Source organism: Streptomyces sp. IBSBF 2435, assembly GCF_036815005.1.
Classification (GTDB): Bacteria; Actinomycetota; Actinomycetes; order Streptomycetales; family Streptomycetaceae; genus Actinacidiphila.
In genome coordinates, this window is record NZ_JAJSYW010000167.1 from 1 (window position 1) to 15976 (window position 15976).

Annotated in this window: 13 protein-coding genes; 8 read left to right on the forward strand and 5 right to left on the reverse strand. The window is 74.7% G+C overall.

The features are described from left to right. Positions 1-89: 89 nt before the first annotated feature. Positions 90-1709: a serine/threonine-protein kinase gene (locus V7E46_RS26195; RefSeq protein ID WP_333770706.1), complete on the reverse strand. Its 1620-nt coding sequence runs from the start codon at positions 1707-1709 to the stop codon at positions 90-92. Between the two features lie 263 nt (positions 1710-1972). Here V7E46_RS26195 and V7E46_RS26200 point away from each other — a divergent pair, with 263 nt between their 5' ends. Beyond that, complete coding sequence (locus V7E46_RS26200) at positions 1973-3148, forward strand: acyl-CoA dehydrogenase family protein (protein WP_333770707.1); 1176 nt, start codon at positions 1973-1975, stop codon at positions 3146-3148. A 74-nt stretch (positions 3149-3222) separates the two neighbouring features. Here V7E46_RS26200 and V7E46_RS26205 read toward each other — a convergent pair whose 3' ends face one another. Further along, complete coding sequence (locus tag V7E46_RS26205; protein ID WP_333770716.1) at positions 3223-3588, reverse strand: hypothetical protein; 366 nt, start codon at positions 3586-3588, stop codon at positions 3223-3225. 420 nt (positions 3589-4008) lie between these two features. Here V7E46_RS26205 and V7E46_RS26210 point away from each other — a divergent pair, with 420 nt between their 5' ends. The 5 genes from V7E46_RS26210 (at position 4009) to V7E46_RS26230 (ending at position 10679) form a co-directional block, all read left to right on the forward strand. Then, positions 4009-5250 (forward strand): D-arabinono-1,4-lactone oxidase, encoded by a 1242-nt coding sequence (locus tag V7E46_RS26210; protein WP_333770708.1) that lies wholly within the window; start codon positions 4009-4011, stop codon positions 5248-5250. A 35-nt stretch (positions 5251-5285) separates the two neighbouring features. Further along, entirely contained in the window at positions 5286-5726 is a 441-nt protein-coding gene (locus tag V7E46_RS26215; RefSeq protein ID WP_329182632.1) for an Lrp/AsnC family transcriptional regulator, read from the forward strand. A gap of 117 nt (positions 5727-5843) precedes the next feature. Further along, positions 5844-7511: an amidohydrolase gene (locus V7E46_RS26220; protein ID WP_333770709.1), complete on the forward strand. Its 1668-nt coding sequence runs from the start codon at positions 5844-5846 to the stop codon at positions 7509-7511. A gap of 589 nt (positions 7512-8100) precedes the next feature. Further along, entirely contained in the window at positions 8101-9810 is a 1710-nt protein-coding gene (gene lnt, locus V7E46_RS26225) for an apolipoprotein N-acyltransferase (RefSeq protein WP_333770710.1), read from the forward strand. Beyond that, the gene (locus V7E46_RS26230; protein WP_333770711.1) at positions 9807-10679 is read left to right on the forward strand and encodes a polyprenol monophosphomannose synthase; all 873 of its coding nucleotides are present in this window, start codon (positions 9807-9809) and stop codon (positions 10677-10679) included. The genes lnt and V7E46_RS26230 overlap by 4 nt, the downstream gene beginning before the upstream one ends. A 3-nt stretch (positions 10680-10682) precedes the next feature. Here the strand turns inward: V7E46_RS26230 and V7E46_RS26235 are convergent, their stop codons facing one another. Then, positions 10683-11522, reverse strand: coding sequence for a hypothetical protein (locus V7E46_RS26235; protein ID WP_333770712.1), 840 nt, complete (start codon positions 11520-11522; stop codon positions 10683-10685). 91 nt (positions 11523-11613) lie between these two features. Here V7E46_RS26235 and fxsA point away from each other — a divergent pair, with 91 nt between their 5' ends. Further along, positions 11614-12222 carry an FxsA family membrane protein gene (gene fxsA / locus V7E46_RS26240; protein ID WP_333770713.1) on the forward strand — a complete coding sequence of 203 codons (609 nt, stop codon included), beginning with the start codon at positions 11614-11616 and terminating at the stop codon, positions 12220-12222. A gap of 268 nt (positions 12223-12490) precedes the next feature. Here fxsA and V7E46_RS26245 read toward each other — a convergent pair whose 3' ends face one another. Further along, positions 12491-12865, reverse strand: a complete 375-nt coding sequence (locus tag V7E46_RS26245; protein WP_031517570.1) for an RNA polymerase-binding protein RbpA — start codon at positions 12863-12865, stop codon at positions 12491-12493. A gap of 169 nt (positions 12866-13034) precedes the next feature. After that, a complete protein-coding gene (yczE, locus tag V7E46_RS26250; protein WP_333770714.1) occupies positions 13035-13766 on the reverse strand; it encodes a membrane protein YczE in 732 nt (243 codons plus the stop codon). Between the two features lie 157 nt (positions 13767-13923). Here yczE and yczR point away from each other — a divergent pair, with 157 nt between their 5' ends. Beyond that, on the forward strand, positions 13924-15414 hold the full coding sequence (gene yczR / locus V7E46_RS26255; RefSeq protein WP_333770715.1) for a MocR-like transcription factor YczR: 1491 nt from the start codon (positions 13924-13926) through the stop codon (positions 15412-15414). Positions 15415-15976: the final 562 nt, after the last annotated feature.

A 15976-nucleotide genomic window follows, 5' to 3' on the forward strand; every position in this document is an offset into this window, starting at 1 on the left:
AAGATCCGCCCCGGCCGCCTCCACCGCATCAGCCGCCGCGAGCAGGGCCGCGGCGGGGGGGGGGGGGGGGGCCCGCCCCCCCCCCCACGTCAGTCCTGCTTCTCGAAGGAGGTCGGCGACCCCGCCACCTGCGAGCCGCTGCCCAGCCGCAGATGCTTCGCGTCGGTCATCGACAGGGTGTACAGGCCGCCGGAAATGCAGCGCAGATTCGAATCCGGGTCGCTGGGGACACTGGTGACCGCCCGGAAGACCATGGTGGCGCCCTGCGCCTGGGAGAGCTGGAGCTTCTCGGTGCAGCCGGCGTCGGAGCCCGAGCCCGCCAGCCGGACGGCGCTGGACTGCTGCCCGACGGTGCTGCCCAGCCCGCCGCCGGTCAGGGTGAGGGTGACCTTGATGTCCTCGGTGCCCTGGCTGAGGCTGCCGGTACCTTCGCCGTACCAGGTGCCGACCCAGGCGGCGGGCAGCGCGTCGGCGCCCGACGACGGGGCCGACGGGCTGCCTGTGCCCTTGTTGCCGGAGCCGCCCCCCGAGCCGCCGGTCTGGCTGAGTACCACCGCGGCCACGGCGCCCACCACGGCGACCGCGGCCACGACGGCCACCAGGCTCGTACGCCGCCGCCACGGGCCGGGCGGCGCCGGGTAGGAGCGGGCCGGGCCACCGTAGGGACCGTAGGACGGCGTGACCGGCGCCGGGCCGACGGGGGCCGTCGCCGCGTACGCGGCCGGGGCCGGACGGGCGGGCGCGGGCGCCGCGTACGCCGTGCTCGCCGGGCCGTACGGCGAAGGGCCGAGACCCGCGGTCGGCGTCGCTCCGAGCGCGGCCCGCGTCAGCGAATCCCTGGCCCGCAGCTCGGCGGCCAGCTCCGGCAGCGCCGCCGGCCAGCCGCCGGGCGCCGCCGAGCCGGGCAGCAGGCCCGCCGCGGCCCGCGCGTCGGGGCGGTCCCCGGGGTTCTTGGCCAGGCAGGCGCGGACCAGCGGCAGCACCGGCTCGGGCACACCGCTCAGGTCGGCGTCCTCGTGCACCACCCGGTAGAGCAGCGCGGGCGCCGACGGCTCCTCACCCGGACGGTGGAAAGGCCCGCGCCCGGTGGCGGCGTAGACCACCACCGCGCCCAGCGCGAACAGGTCGCCCGGCTCGGACGCCATCCCCGCGGTCGCCTGCTCGGGCGGCATGTAGCCGGGGGAGCCGATCATCCCGCCGGTACGGGTGTGCCGGGAGTCCTCCGCGGCCCTGGCGATGCCGAAGTCGATCAGCAGAGGGCGCTGCCCGGCCAGCAGCACGTTGGACGGCTTGACGTCGCGGTGCGCCAGGCCGGCGTCATGGACGGTCCGCAGCGCCGCGCACAATTCGGCGGCCAGCGACGCCACCGCCGGCGCCGGCAGCGGGCCGCGCGCCGCGACCCAGTCGGTCAGCGACGGCGCCGGCACGTATTCGGTCGCCAGCCACTGGGGGCTGCCGCCCGGCGGGCTGAAATCCACCACCGCGACCGTCCACGGCGACCGCACCCGGTCGGCGTGCCGGATCTCCCGCGCGAACCGGTCGCCGAAGCCGGGATCGAGGGCGAACTCCGACCGTACGGTCTTCAGCGCCAGCGCCCTGCCCGCCGGGGTCCGCGCCAGAAAGACCTGCCCCATACCGCCCGCTCCCAGCCGTGCGAACAGCGGATACCCGCCGATCGACCGCGGGTCGCCGGCCCCCAAGCTCTCCATGCGCGAAGCGTACGACGGCCCGCCCGCCCGGCCGCGCCGCTTCGGGAAACCGGTGGCCGCGCCCCGGATCCGCGGGCCCCGCCGGGCCGAGGCACCGGTGACGGAGTGTCGCCCGATCAGGCATACTCCAACCGCCGGTCCCGTTGACCAACCCGTGCCGTGATCCGGTACGGGAGTGGCGTGGCCGGGTATGCCCATCGGACGGCACCGCCCACCCACGGTGGTATGCCGCCGTCGCCCCCGAGAGGGAGGAGTGCGCCGCCATGCAGCAGTACGGCCCGCAGCCGGTGTCCCGCCAACTGCCCACCGAGGAGGCGCGGGATCTGCTCGCGCTCACCCGGGACCTGGCCCAGCGGGAGATCGCCCCCGCCGCGGCCGCCGATGAGGAGGCCGGGCGCTTCCCCCGCGAGACGTTCGCCCTGATCGGTGAGGCCGGGCTGCTCGGCCTGCCCTATCCGGAGGAGTACGGCGGCGGAGGCCAGCCGTACGAGGTGTATCTCCAGGTGCTGGAGGAACTGGCGGCGGCCCGGCTGACCGTCGGCCTCGGGGCCAGCGTGCACACCCTGTCCTGCCACGCCGTCGCCCACTACGGCAGCAAGGAGCAGCGCGCCGAGCACCTGCCCGGCATGCTCGGCGGCGCCCTGCTGGGCGCGTACTGCCTCTCCGAGCCGACCTCGGGCTCCGACGCCGCGGCGCTGCGGACCCGGGCGGCCCGCGACGGCGACGTCTGGACGATCGACGGCACCAAGTCCTGGATCACCCACGGCGGCATCGCCGACTTCTACACGGTGCTCGCCCGCAGCGGCGGCGAGGGCGCGCACGGCATCTCGGCGTATCTCGTACCGGGCGACGCCCCCGGTCTGTCGGCGGCCGTGCCCGAGCGGAAGATGGGCCTGAAGGGCTCACCCACCGCGCAGGTGAATTTCGACGCCGTCACGGTGCCCGACACCCGCAGGATCGGGGAGCCGGGCCAGGGCTTCGCCATCGCGCTCGGCGCGCTGGACTCCGGGCGGCTCGGCATCGCCGCCTGCGCGACCGGCCTGGCGCAGGCAGCACTCGACGCCGCGCTCGGATACGCCCTGGAGCGGCGGCAGTTCAACCGGCCGATCGCCGACTTCCAGGGCCTGCGCTTCATGCTCGCCGACATGGCCGCCAGGATCGAGGCCGGCCGGGCGCTCTACCTGGCGGCGGCCCGGCTGCGCGACGCGGGCCTGCCGTTCTCGGCGCGGGCGGCCATGGCCAAGCTCTTCTGCACCGACACCGCGATGCAGGTGACCACGGACGCCGTCCAGGTGCTCGGCGGGTACGGCTACACCGCCGACTTCCCCGTGGAGCGCTACATGCGCGAGGCGAAGGTGCTGCAGATCGTGGAGGGCACCAACCAGATCCAGCGGATGGTCATCGCCCGTCATCTGGCCGGCCCCGAGTCCAGGGGCTGACGGCCTCGTCCGCGGCCCGCGGGAGAATGCCGGGCCGGCGTCGTCCACGCCGGCCGGGCGCCGCGACGGTGGAACTAGGCGGCGAGCCCCTGCTCCGGCATGGAAATGGGGCGCGACTCGGGGCCGCCGACGTGCGAGAACGGCTGCGTACGCCAGTCGAGGCCGGCGGGCAGCGTGAGCAGCCTCGCGAGGTCCTGCTGCGCGACCGCGTCCGCGCCGCCGCCGGCCGGGCGGGCGTCGGCCACCGCGCGGCCCGAGCCGCCGCACACGGTCAGGCCGAACGGATTCCACGGCGTGGGGCACAGCGCGTGCTGCGGCAGCCGCTCCTCGTCGGTGAAGACCGCGATGGGCCGCCCGCAGTCGGGGCAGGACAGCCGGACGACATCGCCGAAGTCCTCCTCGAACACCTCATCGGCGTCCAGTCCTTCGGCACCGTCCATGAGGTCGTCCGGCACGTCGGTGTCGGAGTCCGCCGGCTCTGCGGCCGGGAAGGCGAACGCGTCGCGTTCGTGGCCCTCCTCGAACGCGGGCCTGATCCGCTCGCTGCGGCTGTGGCGCACGTGATTACGCATGCTGCGTCTCCCCTTGGGTGGGATGCCCTTCATCGGGTCGGCCCGGCGTCACGCCCATGGCCATAGCGAGCACTTCCCGCCACGCTACGCGAGTAACCACGCCATAGCGGACCGAGCTGTCCACCCGGTGTGGCCTTCGTCACACTCGTCGTTATGGCTGGTTCATGCGCCCCTGCCGTGCGCCCGCGCACCCCCTTGCGCCCCCGTGCGGTGCCTTGCCGTTCGGCCGGATATGGTGCCAACGGGCGAGGCCAGGACAGGTCCCGCCGGGAGCGGAAGCGTGACGTGATGCGAACCAACTGGGCCGGGAACCTGACCTTCTCCGCGGCCGAAGTGCGCCGTCCCGCCACCGTCGCGGAGATGCGCTCGCTCGTCGCCGCCGGCCGCCGGGTCAAAGCACTCGGCAGCGGCCACTCGTTCAGCGACATCGCCGACACCGACGGCACCCTGATCGACCTGTCCGCGCTGCCGCCCGAGATCGACGTCGACACCGCCGCCCGTACCGTCCGGGTCGCCGCCGGTGTGCGCTACGCCGAACTCGCCGCGCACCTGCACGCCCGCGGTTTCGCGCTGCCCAACATGGCCTCGCTGCCGCACATCTCGGTCGGCGGCTCCGTCGCCACCGGCACCCACGGCTCGGGCGACGCCAACGGCGGCCTGGCCACCTCGGTCTCCGCGATCGACCTGGTCACCGCGGACGGCGGCGTCCGCGCCATGAGCCGGGACGCGGACGGCGACACCTTCGACGGCGCCGTCGTCGCGCTCGGCGCCCTCGGCGTCGTCACCCACCTCACCCTGGACCTGCGGCCAGGGTTCGAGATACGCCAGCGGGTCCTCACCGGCCTCGAACTCGCCGACGCCACCGCGAACTTCGACGCGATCACCGCGGCCGCGTACAGCGTGAGCCTGTTCACCGACTGGCGCGGGCCGCGCTTCACGCAGGTGTGGCTCAAGCAGCTCGCCGACGCCCCCGGCGCCGACTTCCCGTGGGCCGAGCCCGCCGGCACCAAGCTGCACCCGGTGCCCGGCGTCGACCCCCTGCACTGCACCGAACAGCACGATGTGCCAGGCCCCTGGCACGAGCGGCTGCCGCACTTCCGGCCCGGCTTCACACCCAGCAACGGCGAGGAACTGCAGTCCGAGTACCTGGTGCCCCGCGCGCACGCCGCCGCCGCGCTGACCGCCCTGGACGGCGTGCGCGACACCGTCGCGCCGGTCCTGCAGATCTGCGAGGTCCGCACGGTCGCCGCCGACCGGCTCTGGCTCAGCCCCGCCCACGGCCGCGACACCGTCGCCCTGCACTTCACCTGGGTCAAGGACACCCCGCGGGTCCTCCCGGTGCTCACCGCCGTCGAAGCGGCCCTGGCCCCGTACGAACCGCGCCCGCACTGGGGCAAGCTCTTCACCACCGCCCCCGCCGAGGTCCGGGCCCGCTACCCGCGCATGGCCGACTTCCTCGCGCTGGCCGCCGCCACCGACCCGGCCGGCACCTTCTCCAACGGCTACCTCGATCGGATGCTGCACGCATGACCGAAACCACCGGCGGGCCGGTAAGGTCGTCGGCTGTGGAGGAGCTGGATCGTCAGATCGTGGAACTGCTCATGGCCGACGGGCGGATGAGCTACACGGACCTGGGCAAGGCCACCGGCCTTTCCACCTCGGCGGTGCACCAGCGGGTGCGCCGGCTGGAACAGCGCGGGGTCATCCGCGGGTACGCCGCGATCGTCGACGCCGAGGCCGTCGGGCTCTCGCTGACCGCGTTCATCTCGGTCAAGCCGTTCGATCCCAGCGCGCCCGACGACATCCCCGAGCGGCTGGCCGACGTCGCCGAGATCGAGGCGTGCCACTCCGTGGCGGGGGACGAGAACTACATCCTCAAGGTGCGGGTCGCGACCCCGATCGAGCTGGAGCACCTCCTCAGCCGGATCCGCACCCTCGCCGGCGTCTCCAGCCGCACGACGGTGGTCCTCTCCACCCCGTACGAGTCCCGCCCGCCGCGCATCTGAGGGCCGCCCGCCGAGCGCCCCGGCCCAAACCGTGGGAAGGCCGCGGGGCACCCGGACAGGGGTCGGACAGGGGACCCCGGGGGCGGGGAGGCGCGTCTGCCCGGCAGACTGTGGCGCATGCGCCCCAGTACCCCAACGACGACCAGGCCCTCGGCGGAGGGCACCCCCCGCGGCACCACCGTGATGCTGCGCGGCGGCTTCGTGTACAGCCCCGCCGACCCCTTCGCGACGGCGATCGTCGTGGACGGCGGCACCGTCGCCTGGGTCGGCGGGGAAGCCGCCGCCGACTCCTTCGCCGACGGCGTGGACGAGGTCGTCCAGCTGGACGGCGCCCTGGTGACCCCGGCGTTCACCGACGCGCATGTGCACACCACCGCCACCGGCCTCGCCCTGACCGGCCTCGACCTGACGAGCGCGGTGTCCCTGCCGGAAGCCCTGGCCAGGACCGCCGCGCACGCGGCGGCGCACCCCGCCGACCGCGTCCTGCTCGGGCACGGCTGGGACGAGACCCGCTGGCCCGAGCAGCGCCCGCCGACGCGCGCGGAGCTGGACCGAGCGGCCGGCGGCCGGCCGCTGTACCTGTCGCGTACCGATGTGCACTCCGCGGCCGTCAGCAGCGCCCTGGCCGCGCTCGTACCCGGCCTCGCCGGGCTGCCGGGGCACCACCCGCAGTCGCCGCTGACCCGCGACGCGCACCACGCCGTACGCCGGGCCGCCTACGCCGCCGTGACCCCCGCCCAGCGGGAGGCCGCCCAGCGGGCGGCGCTGGAGCACGCGGCGGCGCAGGGCATCGGCTCGCTGCACGAGTGCGCCGGGCCCACCATCTCCTCGCAGGACGACCTGACGGGCCTGCTGGCGCTGGCCGCGGCGGGGGAGGGGCCGCGGGTGTTCGGCTACTGGGGCGAGCCGGTGCGCACACCCGCCGACCTCGACCGGGTCCGCGACCTCGGCGCGGTCGGCGCCGCGGGCGACCTGTTCGTGGACGGCTCCCTCGGCTCGCACACCGCCTGCCTGCACGCCCCCTACGCCGACGACGCGGCCACCACGGGCGTGTCGTACCTGGACGCCGAGACCATCGCCCGCCACCTGCTGCTGTGCACGCAGGCGGGCGTGCAGGCCGGTTTCCACGCCATCGGGGACGCGGCCGTCGACGCCGTCGTGGCAGGGGTGCGGGCCGCCGCGGAGGCGGCCGGCCTGGACCGGGTGCGCGCCCTGCGGCACCGGGTCGAGCACGCCGAACTGCTGACCGGTGCCGCCCTGGCGGCCTTCGCCGAACTCGGCCTGGTCGCGTCCGTGCAGCCGGCCTTCGACGCGGCCTGGGGCGGCCCCGACGGGATGTACGCGGCCAGGCTCGGCGCCGAGCGGGCCGCCGCGCTCAACCCGTACGCCGCGCTGACCCGGGCCGGGGTGCCGCTCGCGCTCGGCTCCGACAGCCCGGTCACCCCGCTCGACCCGTGGGGCACGGTGCGGGCCGCCGCCTTCCACCGCACACCCGGGCACCGGATCTCCGCCCGCGCGGCCTTCACCGGGCACACCCGCGGCGGCTGGCGGGCGATCGGCCGGGACGACGCCGGCGTCCTGGTGCCGGGCGCGCCGGCCGACTACGCGGTGTGGAGCGTCGGCGACCTGGTCGTCCAGGCCCCCGACGAGCGGGTCGCGAACTGGTCGACCGACCCGCGCTCCGGCACCCCCGGCCTGCCCGATCTGACCCCGGGCGGTGAGCTGCCGACCGCGCTGCGTACGGTCGTCGCCGGCCGGACGGTCCACCGGCGGCCGAACGGGTGACCTGCGGCGCCCCCGGATGCGGCCGAACGGTGCTGCCTCGGCCGCGTCGGGCGTGTCGCACCCCGTGCGGCCGGTCCGCACTGACCTGCTGATTTGGTGAAACCCCGCAGGTCAAAGGGCTGTTGACAGTTGCCGGTCGGAGGCGAGTAGGTTCGGCGACGTCCACCACAGGACGTCGAACCGGGGGTCCTCCGCGCTTGTGTCGACCGCCGCTGGGCCATGGGGTGTCGCGCCGCACGTGCACGCCGCCACTGGCAGCCAGGTCCAGCGCGCACGACTCGGAACGCGGCTCGCCAGTGGGCCTCTCCGCCCGTGAGGGTACGGAGGGTGAGCGCCGCCCGATCGGCAGGTGTGACCCGGGAAGGGCCCGGAAGCCCAGTAGACAACGGCCTTGGTACGACCCGCAGCCGGCGGGTCCCAGGTCGGCCCGAAGGGCATCCGGGCCCGTCCCGCAGACCAGCCGCGCGGGACGCGGACTTCTGGCGGGGTGCGGCGCAGTGGGAAGCTTTGCGCATCCGCGGCCCACCCTCGCGCCATCACGAGGTACGGTCGCCTTCACCACCCCTCCACCTGCAGGAAGGCCGCGACCGTGCGCCTGCGCCCCGAAGCCGCCCCCGCGGCGCCCCCGGCGGATCCCGGTGTACCGGAAACGGAGCCCGGCGCCCCGCTGGACGAGCCGGAGCGCGGCGCCGCCGAGCAGCCGCCGGCTCCGGCGCGCGCCTCGCGGCGCGGCCGGTTCGCCGCCCTGGCCAGGAAGTCCGCGCCCGGCAGCGCGGTCGCCGCGGCGAGCGGCCTGGCGCTGGCCGCCGCCTTCCCGCCCTACGGCCTGTGGCCGCTGTCGGTGGCCGCGGTGGCCGCGCTGTCGCTGCTGACCCGCGGCAGGACCGTACGCCAGGGCGCCTGGCTCGGCTTCGCCTTCGGGTGGCCCTTCTTCATCTGGCTGCTCCAGTGGCTGCACACCGTCGGCTGGGACGCCGTGGTGGGCCTGGCCGCGATCGAGGCGGCCTTCCTGGCCGCGCTGGGCGCCTGCCTGGTGCTGGGCCAGCGGCTGCCCGGCTGGCCGCTGTGGGCCGCCTGCCTGTGGGTGGCCGAGGAACTGGCCAGGGACCGGCTGCCCTTCGGCGGCTTCCCGTGGGGCCGGCTGGCCTTCGCCAACACCGGCTCGCCCTACACCCCGCTGGCCGCGCTCGGCGGCGCCCCGCTGGTGACCTTCGCGGTGGCGCTCAGCGGCACCCTGCTGGCCTGCGCGGCGCTCGCGGCCGTACGGCTGCGTCCGGCCGGTGCGCGGTCCGTACGGGCCGTCCTGCCGGCCGCGGGGGCCCTGGCGCTGTCCGCGGCGGTGCTGCTGGCCGGGCTGTCCGTACCGGTGCCGACGAACGCCACCGACCACGTGCGGATCGCCGTGGTGCAGGGCAACGTCCAGCAGCCGGGCCTGCACTTCCTGGGCCGGCCGATGATGATCCTGGACAACCACGTCAAGGCCACCCTCAAGCTCGCCGCCGACATCAAGGCGGGCCGGGTGCCCAAGCCGGACCTGGTGCTGTGGCCGGAGAACTCCTCCGACCTCGACCCGTTCACGAACCCGGCCGCCTACGACAGGATCACCGAGGCCGTGCGGGCGGTCGGCGTGCCCGTGCTGGTCGGCGTCCTGGTGGACGGCCCCGACGCCGACCACGTGCAGAACGAGGGCATCGTGTGGGACCCGGTCGACGGCCCCGGCGCGCACTACACCAAGCAGCACCCGGTGCCGTTCGGCGAATACGTGCCCTTCCGCGAGGAACTGACCAAGGTCATCAGCCGGCTCGACGAGATCCCGCGCGACTTCTACCCGGGCAGGACCACCGGTGTGCTGCAGATCGGCCCGGCCAGGCTCGGCGACGTGATCTGCTTCGAGGTCGCCTACGACGGCATCGTGCGCGACACCGTCAACGCCGGGGCGCGGGCCATCGTCGTACAGACCAACAACGCCACGTACGGCAGGACCGGCCAGCCCGAGCAGCAGCTGGCCATGTCCCGGCTGCGCGCCATCGAGCACGGGCGGACCGTCGTCACGGCCGCGACCAGCGGGATCAGTGCGATCGTCGGCCCTGATGGCAAGATCGAACAGCGCAGCAGGGAATTCACCCAGCAGGTGCTCAGCGCCGACATCCCGCTGCGCGACGGCACAACGCTCGCCGATCGCGTCGGTGCGGCACCCGAGTGGACCCTCGCTATGGTGGGGCTTCTGTCCTGTGCGGCCGCCCTCGCGCTCGGCAGGCGGGACCGTCCCCGCACCACGAAAGGACAAGAACAGCAGTGAACGACGGCGAGCAGCGGAACTTCGGGCCGCTCGGCAAGGTTCTGGTCATCATCCCGACGTACAACGAGGCCGAGAACGTCGTGCCGATCGTGCAGCGGGTACGGGCCGCGGTGCCCGAGGCCGAGATCCTCGTCGCCGATGACAACAGCCCCGACGGCACCGGCAAGATCGCCGACGAACTGGCCGCCGCCGACCAGGCGGTGCGCGTCCTGCACCGCAAGGGCAAGGAAGGCCTCGGCGCCGCCTATCTGGCCGGCTTCCGCTGGGGCATCGACCACGGCTTCGACGTCCTGGTCGAGATGGACGCCGACGGGTCGCACCAGCCCGAGGAACTGCCCCGGCTGCTGACCGCGCTCAAGAGCGCCGACCTGGTGCTCGGCTCGCGCTGGATCCCCGGCGGACGGGTGGTGAACTGGCCCAGGAGCCGCGAGATCATCTCCCGCGGCGGCAGCACGTATTCACGGCTGATGCTCGGCGTCACCATCCGCGACGTCACCGGCGGATACCGGGCCTTCCGCAAGGAGACCCTGCTGGGCCTGGGCATGGACGAGGTCGCCTCGGCCGGCTACTGCTTCCAGGTCGACCTGGCCTGGCGCGCGGTCAAGGCCGGCTTCCACGTGGTGGAGGTGCCGATCACCTTCGTGGAGCGGGAGCGCGGCGACAGCAAGATGAGCCGCAACATCGTCGCCGAGGCCTTCCTGCGGGTCACCGCGTGGGGCATCAGCGACCGGGCGGGCAAGATCACCGGCGGCCGGCCGGAGGCCGCGGGCGAGGCCGGGGCGCAGCCCGTGTCCGGCGCCACCGCGGAAACCGACGCCGACGCCGGCACCGGGATCGTCGCCGAGGCGGGCCGGCCGTCGCCCTCGTAGGGACTAGCCGAGGATGTTCACCGCCCGCGCCACCACCAGCACCACCGTCAGCAGCGACACCGCCGACTGCGCGAGCATCAGCGCCTTCGCCCACCGCGTCATCGGCATCACATCGGTCGGGCTGAACGCGGTGGAGTTGGTGAACGACAGGTAGAAGTAGTCGAAGAACGCCGGCTCCCAGTGCGCCGGCGCCAGGTCGGGCGACTGCATCTGGACGAACAGGAAGTCCGGCACGTCCCGCTCGCCCTGGGCGCGGGCGGCCGGACCGCCGCGGTCCAGCTCCCAGTACAGCAGTGCGAAGATCACCATGTTCGTCAGCCAGATCGCGCCGCCGGTCAGCAGCAGCGTCCCGGCCGGGGCCTTCTCGGTGCCGCGGATCAGCGCCGCCACCAGGCGTACCGCCGCGTAGGCGTTGGCGCCGCCGATGACCACCGCGAGCCCCAGGCCCAGTGCCCGGTAGGTGCGCGAGCCGCGCTCGATGCGGTGCGGGTTGCCCGCGATCAGCGCCACCAGCAGCGCCAGCTCCACGGCCGGCATCAGCCAGCGCGGATGAACGGCCAGCCGGGACGGCAGCGCCAGTTGGATGACCACCACGGCCAGGACCGCGGCGGTCGAGGCCCAGCGCGCCTCCCCCCGGGTGACCCGGCGCCAGGCCGGTGCCACCCGGCGCTGGGCCGCGGCCAGCTCGTCCTGGGCGGGTGCGAGCAGCGTCTCGATCCTGGCCAGCCGCTCCGCGAGGACGTCCGCGCCGGGCTGCGGGCGGGCTCCTTCGTACGGCCCGGCCGCGTCGTGCGGGCCGCCGCCGGGCGGCTCGGGTGCGGGGTCCTGCGGGTTGTGCGTCACCTGGCACATCGTGTCGCCACGGCGGTGCCGAGTCCACCGCGGGCCGCCGGTCCCCACTCGGCCTTTGCCTGCTCTTTGGCACACTTGAGCTATGACGACGAGTACACCGCCCCCTGTCCGCCCGCGCCCCGCGCAGCCGCGGCGGCGCTCCCGCGCTCGCACTGTGGTGCCGCTGGTGATCGCGGCCTGGGCGGTGCTGGAGATCTGGCTACTGGTGCTGGTGGCCGAGGCCACCAGCGGCCTGGTGGTGCTGCTCTGCATCGTCGCGGGCTTCGTGCTGGGCGCGGCGGCCGTCAAGCGGGCCGGGCGCAGCGCCTGGCGCAACCTGACGTCCGCGGTGCAGCAGCAGCAGAACGCCGCCCAGGGCACGGCTCAGGGCGCCACGGTCGCGCCGCTGGGCGGCGGGCGCACCGGGCTGCACATGCTGGGCGGGGTGCTGCTGATCATCCCCGGCTTCCTCTCCGACGCGGTCGCGCTGGTGCTGCTCTTCCCGCCGACCCGCAAGCTGGCCGGCTCGCTGGCCGAGCGCGCCGCCGAGCGGTCCCTGCGCCGCCATCCGCCGGCGGCGGCGGACCCCGGCTCGCTGGGCGACTTCTTCCAGCAGGCCCAGCAGGCCGGTGGGCAGACCCGTATCCACCGCCCCGGCGGCAAGGTCATCCAGGGCGAGGTCGTCGACCGGGACGAGCCGCCGAAGGACTGAGCGCGCCCTGCCCGGGGCGGCCCCGCGGGGCCGCCCCGGGAGAGGACGTCCGGACCAGGAAAGGCCCCCGCGGACTGCCCCGCGGGGGCCTTCGGGCACGAGAGCCCGGGCGCGCGGGCTGGTGGGCACGAGAGTTTCCAGGCGGCGGGGTTTCGGAGGCGTACGGCTTTCGGACACGACAAAGCCGCCCGGCGGAAAACGCAACACTGCGTTCCGCGCCGGGCGGGAAGGTCGGGGCTGCCCCCGGACGTCACCCGGGGGGCCGGTCTCAAGCGGTCTTGCGGTTGTCCCGCGGATGCACCGCGATGTTCATCGCCCCGGAGCGCAGGACGGCCAGCCGTTCGGCCAGCACCTCCTCCAGCTCCTCGAGCGTGCGCCGCTCCATGAGCATGTCCCAGTGCGTGCGCGCGGGCTTGGTGGTCTTTTCCTCCGGGCCCTCTCCGTCCACCAGGAGAGCGGTCTGGCCGCAGGCGCGGCACTCCCACTCCGGCGGAATCTCGGCCTCCACCGAGAACGGCATCTCAAAACGATGTCCGTTCCGGCATGCGTACTCAACGGTCTGGCGCGGGGCCAGATCGATACCGCGGTCGGTCTCGTAGCTGGTGGCCCCGAGTCGCGTGCCGCGGAGAGCTCGCTCACTCATGAATCGTGCCTCCCGGGCTTGGTCGCCCACAGGACAGGTGTCGCTGTCGTCGTCATCCGGTCAACGTCCGGTCGGCGGTGAAGATTCCCGATGCGGGATATGCGTCGCCCGTCGTGTCGCCCCTGTTTCTACCCACCGGCGCCCGGTTTGTCACATCTGAGGGGAGATGTCACCCGGTGTTGTCATGTCTTTTGCGTGCAGTAACGGTCAAGCTATCGGGCCAACCGCGTACACTACCGGTCCGCGCCGCCTCAGGGTAAATCGTGTCCGCGGCCTCGCGTTCCCGGAGGCCCGGGCCCGCCGGTGCGGCGGCGCTGGGTCGCGTACCCGCCCCGGAGCCGCCGAAAACCCGCAGGAAGAACTGCGCGAGCGGGCCGATCGCCAGCGCGTAGAGCACGGTGCCGACGCCGACCCCGCCGCCGAGCACGAAACCGGCGGCGAGTACGGCCAGTTCGATGCCGGTGCGGATCAGCCGCAGCGAGCGTCCGGTCCTGCGGTGCAGCCCGGTCATCAGGCCGTCCCGCGGTCCTGGGCCGAGGCGGGCGGCGATGTAGAGGCCGGTCGCCAGCCCGTTGAACAGCACGCCGGCGAGCAGCAGCGGGACACGGGCGCTCAGCGCCTCCACGTGCGGGACCAGCGCGCAGGTCGCGTCGATCGACGCGCCGACCAGGACGACGTTGGACACGGTGCCCAGCCCAGGCCGCTGCCGGATCGGCCACCACAGCAGCAGGACCACCGCACCGACGAGAATGGAGATGGTGCCGATGCTGATCCCGGTGTGCCGGGACAGGCCCTGGTGGAAGACATCCCACGGGTCCAGGCCGAGGTCGGCGCGGATCACCAGGCCGTCGGTCACGCCGTAGAGGACCAGGCCGACGTAGAGCCGTACGAGGCGGCCCACCGGAAGCGGGCCACGCGGGAAGGCGGGTGGACGGAACGGGAACAGGCGAAACGGTGACAACGGAACCCCCCTGGCGGTCGTGCGAGCGCGCATGCCACTGTGTGGCCTGCAAGGGGAATGAATCCATGGCCAATCCGCGGAAGGTGGACTGAATTACATGTCGCAGTGGACTGCGTCGGTGAGCGCGGCACATCTGGCCCGGCTCCTGGAGCCGGGACCGCCGGCCGGCGGTGGCGGCCGCAAGCTGCCCGCCTACCGCGGACTGGCCGACGGGGTAAGGCTGCTGGTGCTCGAAGGCCGGGTCCAGGTCGCGGCCAGGCTGCCCGCGGAGCGGGAGCTGGCGCTCGCGCTCGGGGTCAGCAGGACCACCGTGGCGGCGGCGTACGAGGCGCTGCGCGCCGAGGGCTTCGCGCGGTCGCGGCGCGGCGCCGGCAGCTGGACGGCGATCCCCGAGGGGCATGTGCTGCCCACCCGCAGCCTGGAGCCGCTGCCGCCGGACGCCGCGGGCTCCGTCATCGACCTCGGCTGCGCCGCGCTGCCCGCACCCGAGCCCTGGCTGACCCGCGCCATGCAGGGCGCCCTCGCCGAACTGCCCGCGTACGCCGCCACCCACGGCGACTTCCCCGCGGGCCTGCCGGTGCTGCGCGAGGCCATCGCCGACCGCTACACCGCGCAGGGCGTGCCGACCATGCCCGAGCAGATCATGGTGACCACCGGGGCGATGGGGGCGATCGGGGCCGCGGCCCGGCGGGTGGTCGGCTTCGGCGAGCGGGTCGCCGTGGAGTCGCCCAGCTACGCCAATGTGCTGGAGCTGTTCCGCGAGACCGGGGCGCGGCTGGTGCCGGTCGCGCTGCGCGAGGACCTCGGCGGCTGGGACATGGGCGCGTGGCGCCGGGTGCTGCGGGACGCGGCACCGCGGATGGCGTACGTGATGCCGGACTACCACAACCCGACGGGGACGCTGATCGGCGACGAGGAGCGGCGCGAGCTGGTCGAGGCGGCGCGGGCCGCGGGCACGGTGGTCGTGGCCGACGAGACGATGGCCGAACTCACCCTGGACGGGGCGGAGTCGGGCGTACGTCCGATGGCCGCGTTCGACCGCGGCGGGACCGTGATGACGGTGGGCTCCGCCAGCAAGGCGGTGTGGGCCGGGTTGCGGATCGGCTGGGTCAGGTCCACGCCCGACGTGGTGCGGCGGCTGGTCTCGGCCCGCGCCTACCTCGACCTCGGCTCGCCGGTCGTCGACCAGCTCGCCGTCGCCTGGCTGCTGCGGGGCGGCGGCTGGGACCAGGCGCTGGCCACCCGGCGGGCGCGGGCCCGCGAATGCCGCGACGACCTCGCGGCGGCGCTGCGCGAGCGGAATCCCGGGTGGGACTTCACGGTGCCGCGCGGCGGTATGACGATGTGGGTGCGCACCGGGGACGTCTCCGGCTCCCGGGTCGCCGTGGCCGGCGAGCGCCTGGGCGTCCGCGTGCCCTCGGGACCCCGTTTCGGTGTGGACGGCGCCTTCGAGTCCTACGTCCGGATCCCCTTCACGGTCAGCGGCACGACGGCGGTGGAGGCGGCGATGCGGCTCGCCGCGGCGGCGGATCTCGTCCGTTCGGGCGCGGCGCCCGACGCAGAGGCCACGGGCCTCTTCGTCGCCTAGCCCCTCCGGGGGCGCGGCGGTTGTGCGGTCCCCCTCCCGCAAAGGGTTGCGCCTCCCCGCGCGCGGGCCGCGGGGTGCCGCTGCGTCGCCGGGTACGCATCGCCCCGGGGACGAGGGTCCGACGGCTCCCCTTCCGCAAGGGGGCGCCCCCCGGGGGGCGCGGGGAACTGTGCGAGCAACCACCCGCCGGCCGGTGGTCCGGATGCGACAGCAACATTTCCTTTCGGCCGGTGACGACCCGCGCCCCGACGGGGCTGAGCGCGCAGTTCCCCGCGCCCCTGTAGGGCGCCCTGTGACGTAGCGGCACCCCGACCCCGTGCCCGGGGAGCGCCACCCGGGGACGCAGCAGCCCCCGACCCCGTGCCTGGGGAAGGGCGCCCCCTTCACGCGGTGGCACCGCAGGCCCGTGTCAGCGGAAGGGCGCCCGGGGGAAGCAGCAGCCCCCGAACCCCGCGGCAGCGGGTGGGTGCCCGAGGGGGCGAGGGGAGCGCCGACCTTGGTCAACCGAGGTCGGCGACGGTGCGGATGACGGCCTCCTTGCGGAGGAGCGCGGGGGCGGGGT

Excerpts from the sequence above, each read along its gene's own strand:
- V7E46_RS26210 (WP_333770708.1), top strand. The coding sequence starts at position 4,009 with ATGCGAACCAACTGGGCCGGGAACCTGACCTTCTCCGCGGCCGAAGTG.
- fxsA (WP_333770713.1), top strand. The coding sequence starts at position 11,614 with ATGACGACGAGTACACCGCCCCCTGTCCGCCCGCGCCCCGCGCAGCCG.
- V7E46_RS26245 (WP_031517570.1), bottom strand. The coding sequence starts at position 12,865 with ATGAGTGAGCGAGCTCTCCGCGGCACGCGACTCGGGGCCACCAGCTAC.
- yczR (WP_333770715.1), top strand. The coding sequence starts at position 13,924 with ATGTCGCAGTGGACTGCGTCGGTGAGCGCGGCACATCTGGCCCGGCTC.
- V7E46_RS26220 (WP_333770709.1), top strand. The coding sequence starts at position 5,844 with ATGCGCCCCAGTACCCCAACGACGACCAGGCCCTCGGCGGAGGGCACC.
- V7E46_RS26205 (WP_333770716.1), bottom strand. The coding sequence starts at position 3,588 with ATGGACGGTGCCGAAGGACTGGACGCCGATGAGGTGTTCGAGGAGGAC.
- V7E46_RS26195 (WP_333770706.1), bottom strand. The coding sequence starts at position 1,709 with ATGGAGAGCTTGGGGGCCGGCGACCCGCGGTCGATCGGCGGGTATCCG.
- V7E46_RS26200 (WP_333770707.1), top strand. The coding sequence starts at position 1,973 with ATGCAGCAGTACGGCCCGCAGCCGGTGTCCCGCCAACTGCCCACCGAG.